Here is a 7,023-nt window from a genome sequence, read left to right as displayed (position 1 = left end):
CCCTCGTGCTTCCACCAGGTGTCGAAAATGCTGACGGGAACGGTGCGCTTGTGCCGGGTGCGCAGGTACTTCTGTTCGATCAGTTCGGCAACGTCATCCGGAACCTCGCGGCCCTCCAGGTAGTCGTCGATCTGGTCGTACGTCAGCCCGAGCTCGTCCTCGTCCGTCCGGCCGGGCCGGTCATCGAGCAGGTCCGCGGTGGGCACCTTTTCCCAGACGCGTGCAGGGGCGCCGAGTTCTGCCAGCAGTGCCCGGTTCTGCCGCTTGTTGAGGCCGAACAACGGAAGGATGTCCGCGCCGCCGTCGCCGTACTTGGTGAAGAAGCCGGTGACGGATTCCGCTCCATGGTCCGTGCCGATCACCAGGTAGTTATGCTCGCCGGCAAGGGCATACTGGGCAATCATCCGGGTGCGGGCCTTGGTGTTGCCCTTGTGGAAGTCCGAGATTTCGCTTCCCACGGTTTTCTCGAACTCATCCTCGAAACCGTCCACGGCGGCGGAGATGTTGAACGTCCACTCGGTCTTGGGCTGGATGAAGTCGAGCGCGGCCTGGGCGTCTTCCTCGTCATGCTGCACTCCGTACGGCAGGCGCACGGCAACGAAGTTGGCCTCCACGCCCTCGGCTTCAAGCTCTTCGACCGCCAACTGGGCAAGCTTTCCGGCGAGGGACGAATCCAGTCCGCCGGAGATGCCCAGGACGAAGCCCTTGGTCTGTGTGGCCTTGAGGTAGTCCTTGAGGAATCCGACACGTTTGCGCACCTCCCCTGCAGGGTCGATCCGGGGCTGCACGCCCATTTCTTCGATGATGGTGGCCTGGAGTTCGCGCATGAGGTCCACACTAGCCAGCCGTGTCAACGGGGCTCAAGCATCCACACTGTCCGGCCGCTACTAAACTGGAGCGCATGACTTCCCACAGTGAGACTGCAGTAGACTTTGCAGCCGCCCGCGCCCGCCTGCTCGAACTGATCAAGGAACTCGCCGTGGTCCGCGGCAAGGTGATCCTCTCCAGCGGAGCAGAGGCGGACTACTACATCGACCTCCGCAGGATCACGCTGCACCACGAAGCATCCAAGCTGGTGGGACAGATAATGCTGGCGCTCGCGGACCAGGCCGGGATCGATTTTGAGTGCGCCGGAGGCCTTACCATGGGCGCGGATCCCGTTGGAACTGCCGTCATGCACGCCGCCGCAGATTCGGGCCGTGCCGTTGACGCCTTCGTGGTCCGGAAGGCCCAGAAGTCCTATGGCATGGGGCGCCAGGTGGAAGGCCCCTCCGTGGAGGGCCGCAAGGTACTGGTCCTGGAGGACACCTCCACTACCGGAGGCTCTGCCCTCACTGCAGTGGAAGGCGTCCGCAAAGCCGGCGGCAATGTGGTGGCTGTTGCCGTGATCGTGGACCGCGATACGGGAGCCAAGGAAAAGATCGAAGCTGAAACCGGCGTGCCCTACCTGTTCGCCTTTGGCAAGGACGAACTGGGCCTTTCGTAGTCTTATTTCTCCACCGCAGCCGGATCCTTGCCGGTCCGGTTGCGGGGGCCAGGGGCCGGACTTTTTTTGGATCCGAACTTGAGGGTGGCCTATTATTTGCGTTAACCCCCTTTAGTACCCGTTGGAGAACCTGCCCATGCTCACCCCCGAAAAACCTCTGAGCACCACGGACCAGGTCCAGAACCTCATCCTGGACAGCGCCGATTTCGAGGACTTCCTCAACGAGCTGGCGCGCTTCTCGGCACACCAGATGGCAGGCGATGGAGAGGACGCCCTCTGCGGCATCACCCTGCTCCGCGACCGCAAGGCCGCCACCATCGGCTGGAGCAGCGACTCCGCCCGGGAAGTGGACGAGATCCAGTACTCCCTGTCCCAGGGGCCGTGCCTGACGGCGGCCAAGGAGGAACGCGAAGTCCACGTTCCGGACCTTTTCGAGGAGAACCGCTGGGGCCCGGATTACGCGAACGCGGTGGCCTCGCACGGCCTCCGGTCGGTGCTTTCCCTGCCCTTCAACCTTCAGGGCGACGCCAAAGCGGCACTGAACCTGTACTCGGACGTCCCGCGCAAATTCGACGAGCGTGCTACCGCCAGGGCCCGTGGCTACACCCGGGAAATTTCGCAGGCCCTGCGGCTGGCGGTGCGGTTCTCGCTGCACACGGACAGTGCCGCGAACCTGCGCGCAACCCTCGAGTCCCGGACCATCATCGATATTGCCGTGGGCATCGTGATGGCCCAGAACCGGTGCAGCCAGGAGTCCGCGGTGAACATCCTCACCGAGGCGTCCAGCAACAGCAACACCAAGCTGCGGGACATCGCCAAATCGCTGGTAGATTCCGTGGGCGGCACGGGCACCCGGACCCACTACCAGGAACCCGGCCAGAGGCAATCGGACCAGACGGCCTGACATACGGGTTGTGCCCGCTCCCGCTGGAGGATACGCTTGCCGAGGTTGAGCCGTCGGCCATAGACACCCTTTTTTGGAGTACCTATGGACCGCGCACTGAATGCCATCGTTAACCTCGATGTCCCCGCCGATACCGTCTGGATCGACGTCCGGGGGAGCCTGAACCACGAATCGCGCCCCGACCTCATGCACATCATCCGGCGGGTCAGGCGCATGGGTATCCGTTCCCACGTCAGGGTGGACCTCTCCAACGCCGTGCTGGTGGAGTCCTCTGCCCTGGCCGGGCTCCGGACAGACCTCAACGCCATGGATTCCACGCTGCCGGCCCTGCACGGTGCCGGCGTGTCGCTTCACCTCACCCCCGCCACTGACAGCTGGACGTCCCCCTCAGACACGGGCGAATCCCGCGTGCAGCCCCTTGTCATCGTTGACGACGACGTTGCCCTCCTGGGGGCCGGGCATGATGCGTTCCCCGCCGCGCCGGCTGAACCGTTGGAGGAAATTTTCGGCCGGCCGCTGGCGGAGTACACCGACGAGGAACTCCTGGCGGCCAGCGACTCGCTGTTTGCCATGCTGGACAATCCGAAAGCCTTCGCCGGCGCCGATTTGCTGGGCCGCTACAACGACATTGGCCAGGAACTCTCGAGGCGCCGGCAGGAACCGGAAACACCATTCCCGGCAGCGGAGGATCAGGCAGCCAGCTGACGCGGCGTCACTGAATGGTTACACCCCGCTTCTTGCGGCGGTGTCTTCAGTTGTGCCTACGGTAGAGGTGTGCCGTATGAGGGGGACGTAAATCCGCAGAACCGGCGCGGGAGTTCCGCTGCCCGGCTGCTGGCGGAAGCTGCTGCCCTGAAACAGTTCTCGCGGCGCGGTTTCCTCACCGGAGCCGGCGCCTCCGGGCTGCTGGCCGCAGACATGCTGCTCACCCGGCAGGTCCAGTCGCAGCGCCGGACGGACAGGATCCTTACCGTTTCGGACGGTTTCGCGGACCTCTACTACCCGGACGCCAGCTGGTTCCTGTTCCCCGGCTACAAGACCAGCTGGGAAGAGGCGCAATGGATCCTCAACTCCCTGCGCGGGTCCCTGAACAAGCGGGCCAGGCTGGCCGCCGTCGGCTACTCCAACCAGGGCCTGGACATCGACAGCATCGTGATCGCCCTGATCGAGCACGTCCGTGCCCAGAAGATCACCAAGCTGTTCTTCTACGGGCACAGTTTCGGCGGGATGGTCGCAACCCAGGTGGCCGCCCGGCTGCTGGAGATCCACGGTGTGGAGGTGGAGTTCATCGTGCTCGACTCCAGCCCCTACAGCAAGCACGATGTCCTGGACCAGAGCTGGTTCGACGGCGTGGTGTTCCTTTACGAGCGCGGATTCCGGTTCCCGTCCACCCTCCGCGGCGGCTACGAGCTGGGCGAACGGGTCATCCACAAGGATGAACGCAGCTGGCGCCAGATCCTGGACCAGACGATGGAACAGCTGTCCCCGATCGCTCCGTCCAGCGTGCTCGTCCAGACGGAGTCCGCGTACATCTACCACTTCGAGGGTGCCCGGTTCGTGGGCAAGATCGGCACGGCCAAGATGGCCTACGTCGGCAATCCCCGGGACCGGACCGTCCGCTACCAGACGGCAGCCGAAGCCTGGGCCGTGGCGTTCAAGGACAACATCGTGTCGACGGACCTGCAGACCACAGGTGCCGCCCCGGCGCATGCGAGCCCGGGCTGGAACCCCAACATCTACCGGCCAATACTGGACGAACTGCTGGACGGGTTCTTCCCCCTGCCCCGCGGCGGCTCCAGGGTGACCGTTTTCTAGATCTGGTTCTTCAGGTCCGCCACGGAATTCAAGACCTGGTTGGGCCGGAACGGGTAGGCACCGATGTCCTCGCGCCGGGTGATGCCGGTCAGGACCAGGACCGTATGCAGCCCGGCCTCCATGCCGGCGATGATGTCCGTGTCCATCCGGTCACCGATCATGGCGGTGGTCTCGGAATGCGCATCAATCTGGTTCATGGCGGAGCGGAACATCATGGGGTTGGGCTTGCCCACCACATAGGGCTCCCGGTCCGTGGCCTTGGTGATCAGCGCGGCGATGGCACCGGTGGCGGGCAGGGGGCCGTCCTTCGACGGGCCGGTGGCATCCGGGTTGGTGGCAATGAAGCGGGCGCCGGCCAGGATGAGGCGGATGGCGGTGGTGATGGCCTCGAAGGAATACGTGCGTGTTTCGCCGAGCACCACGAAGTCCGGGTCCTGGTCGGTGAGGATGAAGCCTGCCTCATGCAGCGCCGTCGTCAGTCCTGCCTCGCCGATTGTGTAGGCGCGGTTGCCCGATCCTGAACCCTGCACCTGGTCCTTCAGGAACTGGGCGGTGGCCAGGGCGGAGGTCCAGATGTTCTCCTCCGGTACTTCCAGTCCGGAAGCGCGGAGCCGGGCGGCAAGGTCACGCGGAGTGAAGATGGAGTTGTTGGTCAGCACCAGGAACCGCTTGGACGTGTCAACCCACCGCTGGATGAGCTCCGCGGCCCCGGGCACCGCCTGGTTCTCGTGGACCAGCACACCGTCCATGTCCGTCAGCCAGCACTCGATGTCCTGGCCGCTGCGGTAGACCGCCGGGTTTCCCTTGACCGTGTCCGCTTCTGCCATGTTTTCTCCTCCAGGTTCATCTGCCGGTTGCGGCTCCCAGTCTTTCATCCTTCTGCCCGAACAACCTGGACCCCTGGAGGGAAGGGCCCGGCGGCCAGCCTGGCTGCCCGGTCCACTAGGCTCTTAGCTGGCACCAAGGTGCCAGCGGCTGCGGATCCGGGGATGTCCGCAGTGTTTGTTGCGCCGGCACGCGCCAGCACGTCCCTTTGAACAGAGACCACCTGGCACCGTGCGGGAACCGCAGGCTGCCACCAGCACCTGAAAGGGACTGCCATGAGCAACAGCAACTACAGTGCCCCGCCACCGTCCAGGGATGCCGCCGGGGCCTACGCGCCGCCGCCGCTTCCCGGCCAGCACCCCAACCAGCAGTATTCCGGCCCGCAGTACCCCGGGCAGCAGTACCCGCAACCTGGTGCCCCGCAGCAGCCGCAGCACGAGCCGCCCCGCAACAACAAGACGCTGTTCATCGTCCTGGGGGCAGTTGCGGCAGCCGTCATAGCCGCGCTCGTCGCCGTTTTTGTGTGGGTGGTCCCGGTGTTCACCGCGCCGCGGGCCGCAGATTCCCCGTCCGCGGGGGCGTCGTCCCCGGCGCCGGAGGAAAGCCCAGCGGGTGAAGAATCGGCTGCACCATCCGGCCAGGCTGCGGACGATGTGCCGGCCGGCGCCATTCCGCTTCCCCCGGGCTGGGCGGACCTGCAGGGGCCGGCCAACATCCCCGCCGAGGGCGATCCCCTGTTCAGCCGCTTTGTCACAGGAGAGTCCTCCTTCCAGTACCTCACATCCTGGACCGCCGATGACACCTTCGGAATTACCACGGATCCCACCACCGGTACGCCCATGCAGCAGAAAGCCCAGGGCACGGAGGAGCGCGACGGCGACGGCATCGCCCTGGCCTACGCGTTCTTCGCCGAAGCCGAGGAAGGCAAATACGGCAAGGAACCCGGGAAGGTGCAGGAGGCCATAGCGGAGATCCAGGCGAAGTTCGCCACCATGCCCGCAGCCGACCTGCCGCAGCACCTGGTGGGCCACAAATGCACGGGCAACTTCGAAACCACCACTCCCGAGACCCGCGAATTCCGCCGGACGGCCGCCGTCGTCATCGGTTTTACCTGCACCAACGCCCGTGGCGAAACCATCCGGGCCGTGAACCTGTTCAGCGTCACCCCGTGGGGAACTCCGCAGATGGTGGGCGTCAGCGGGCACCAGACGTACTGGAACGAACACCCGGACCTGCTGGAGCAGATCTCCAACTCCTACCGCGCCAACCGCTGGAAACTGGACGGCTGACCCGCGGCTAAAGTTGAAGCGTGACTGACCAGCCCCAGACTCCGCCGCCGTCCGATCCGCCATCCGGCGAGGCAGCGCCGGGGGAGGACTCCGCGCCCAAGGCGGAGGTCGGCGTCGGGCCCTGGGAAGGGGAACTGCCGGAAGGCGACCACTGGGATCCCGACCTCCTGGCCGACGGCGACCGGCGCAACGTCCTGGACAAATACCGGTACTGGAAGCACGAGGCGATCGTGGCGGAGCTGGACTCCCGGCGCCACAACTTCCACGTGGCCATCGAAAACTGGCAGCACGACCTCAATATCGGCACGGTGGTGCGCACCGCCAACGCCTTCCTCGCCAAGGAGGTCCACATCATCGGCCGACGGCGGTGGAACCGCCGCGGGGCCATGGTCACCGACCGCTACCAGCACGTCCGGCACCACCCCACCGTTGCCGACTTCGTCGAGTGGGCGCAGGGGGAAGGGCTGGCCATCATCGGGATCGACATCTTCCCGGACTCCGTCCCGCTGGAAACGTACGAGCTGCCGAAGGACTGTGTGCTGGTGTTCGGCCAGGAAGGTCCCGGGCTCACGCCGGAGGTCCACGAGGCGGCCGTCGCCACCCTGTCCATCGAACAGTTCGGCTCCACCCGGTCCATCAATGCAGCGTCCGCCGCCGCGATCGCCATGCACGCCTGGGTGCGGCGGCACGTCTTCAACCAGCTC

Annotated in this window: 8 protein-coding genes; 6 read left to right on the top strand and 2 right to left on the bottom strand. The window is 65.4% G+C overall.

Going from position 1 to position 7,023, the window contains the following annotated elements; all coding sequences use genetic code 11:
* Positions 1–827 (bottom strand): ammonia-dependent NAD(+) synthetase (gene nadE / locus P2Q66_RS11265; RefSeq protein WP_275728070.1); only part of this gene is annotated, 827 nt, incomplete at its 3' end.
* A 74-nt stretch (positions 828–901) separates the two neighbouring features.
* On the opposite strand from nadE, the gene pyrE reads away from it, so the two are divergent.
* From pyrE to P2Q66_RS11245, 4 genes are all read left to right on the top strand, one after another.
* The gene (gene pyrE / locus P2Q66_RS11260) at positions 902–1,486 is read left to right on the top strand and encodes an orotate phosphoribosyltransferase (RefSeq protein ID WP_275728068.1); all 585 of its coding nucleotides are present in this window, start codon (positions 902–904) and stop codon (positions 1,484–1,486) included.
* A gap of 136 nt (positions 1,487–1,622) precedes the next feature.
* On the top strand, positions 1,623–2,390 hold the full coding sequence (locus P2Q66_RS11255) for a GAF and ANTAR domain-containing protein (protein ID WP_079598430.1): 768 nt from the start codon (positions 1,623–1,625) through the stop codon (positions 2,388–2,390).
* Positions 2,391–2,474: 84 nt separating this feature from the next.
* Positions 2,475–3,095: a hypothetical protein gene (locus tag P2Q66_RS11250; protein ID WP_115526239.1), complete on the top strand. Its 621-nt coding sequence runs from the start codon at positions 2,475–2,477 to the stop codon at positions 3,093–3,095.
* Positions 3,096–3,164: 69 nt separating this feature from the next.
* A complete protein-coding gene (locus P2Q66_RS11245) occupies positions 3,165–4,205 on the top strand; it encodes an alpha/beta fold hydrolase (protein WP_275728064.1) in 1,041 nt (346 codons plus the stop codon).
* Here the strand turns inward: P2Q66_RS11245 and P2Q66_RS11240 are convergent.
* A complete protein-coding gene (locus P2Q66_RS11240; protein WP_104443630.1) occupies positions 4,202–5,032 on the bottom strand; it encodes an HAD-IIA family hydrolase in 831 nt (276 codons plus the stop codon). The genes P2Q66_RS11245 and P2Q66_RS11240 overlap by 4 nt on opposite strands.
* A gap of 273 nt (positions 5,033–5,305) precedes the next feature.
* Between P2Q66_RS11240 and P2Q66_RS11235 the strand changes: the two genes are divergently transcribed.
* Both P2Q66_RS11235 and P2Q66_RS11230 read left to right on the top strand, forming a co-directional pair.
* Positions 5,306–6,319 (top strand): hypothetical protein, encoded by a 1,014-nt coding sequence (locus tag P2Q66_RS11235; RefSeq protein WP_275728062.1) that lies wholly within the window; start codon positions 5,306–5,308, stop codon positions 6,317–6,319.
* Positions 6,320–6,453: 134 nt separating this feature from the next.
* A partial coding sequence (locus P2Q66_RS11230; protein WP_275728072.1) for a TrmH family RNA methyltransferase occupies positions 6,454–7,023 on the top strand: 570 nt, incomplete at its 3' end.

The sequence above is a fragment of the Arthrobacter sp. Cr_A7 genome (genome assembly GCF_029222765.1).
Classification (GTDB): Bacteria; Actinomycetota; Actinomycetes; order Actinomycetales; family Micrococcaceae; genus Arthrobacter.
Note: the sequence above shows the minus strand (reverse complement) of the source record. Positions and strands in the feature narration are given on the sequence as shown.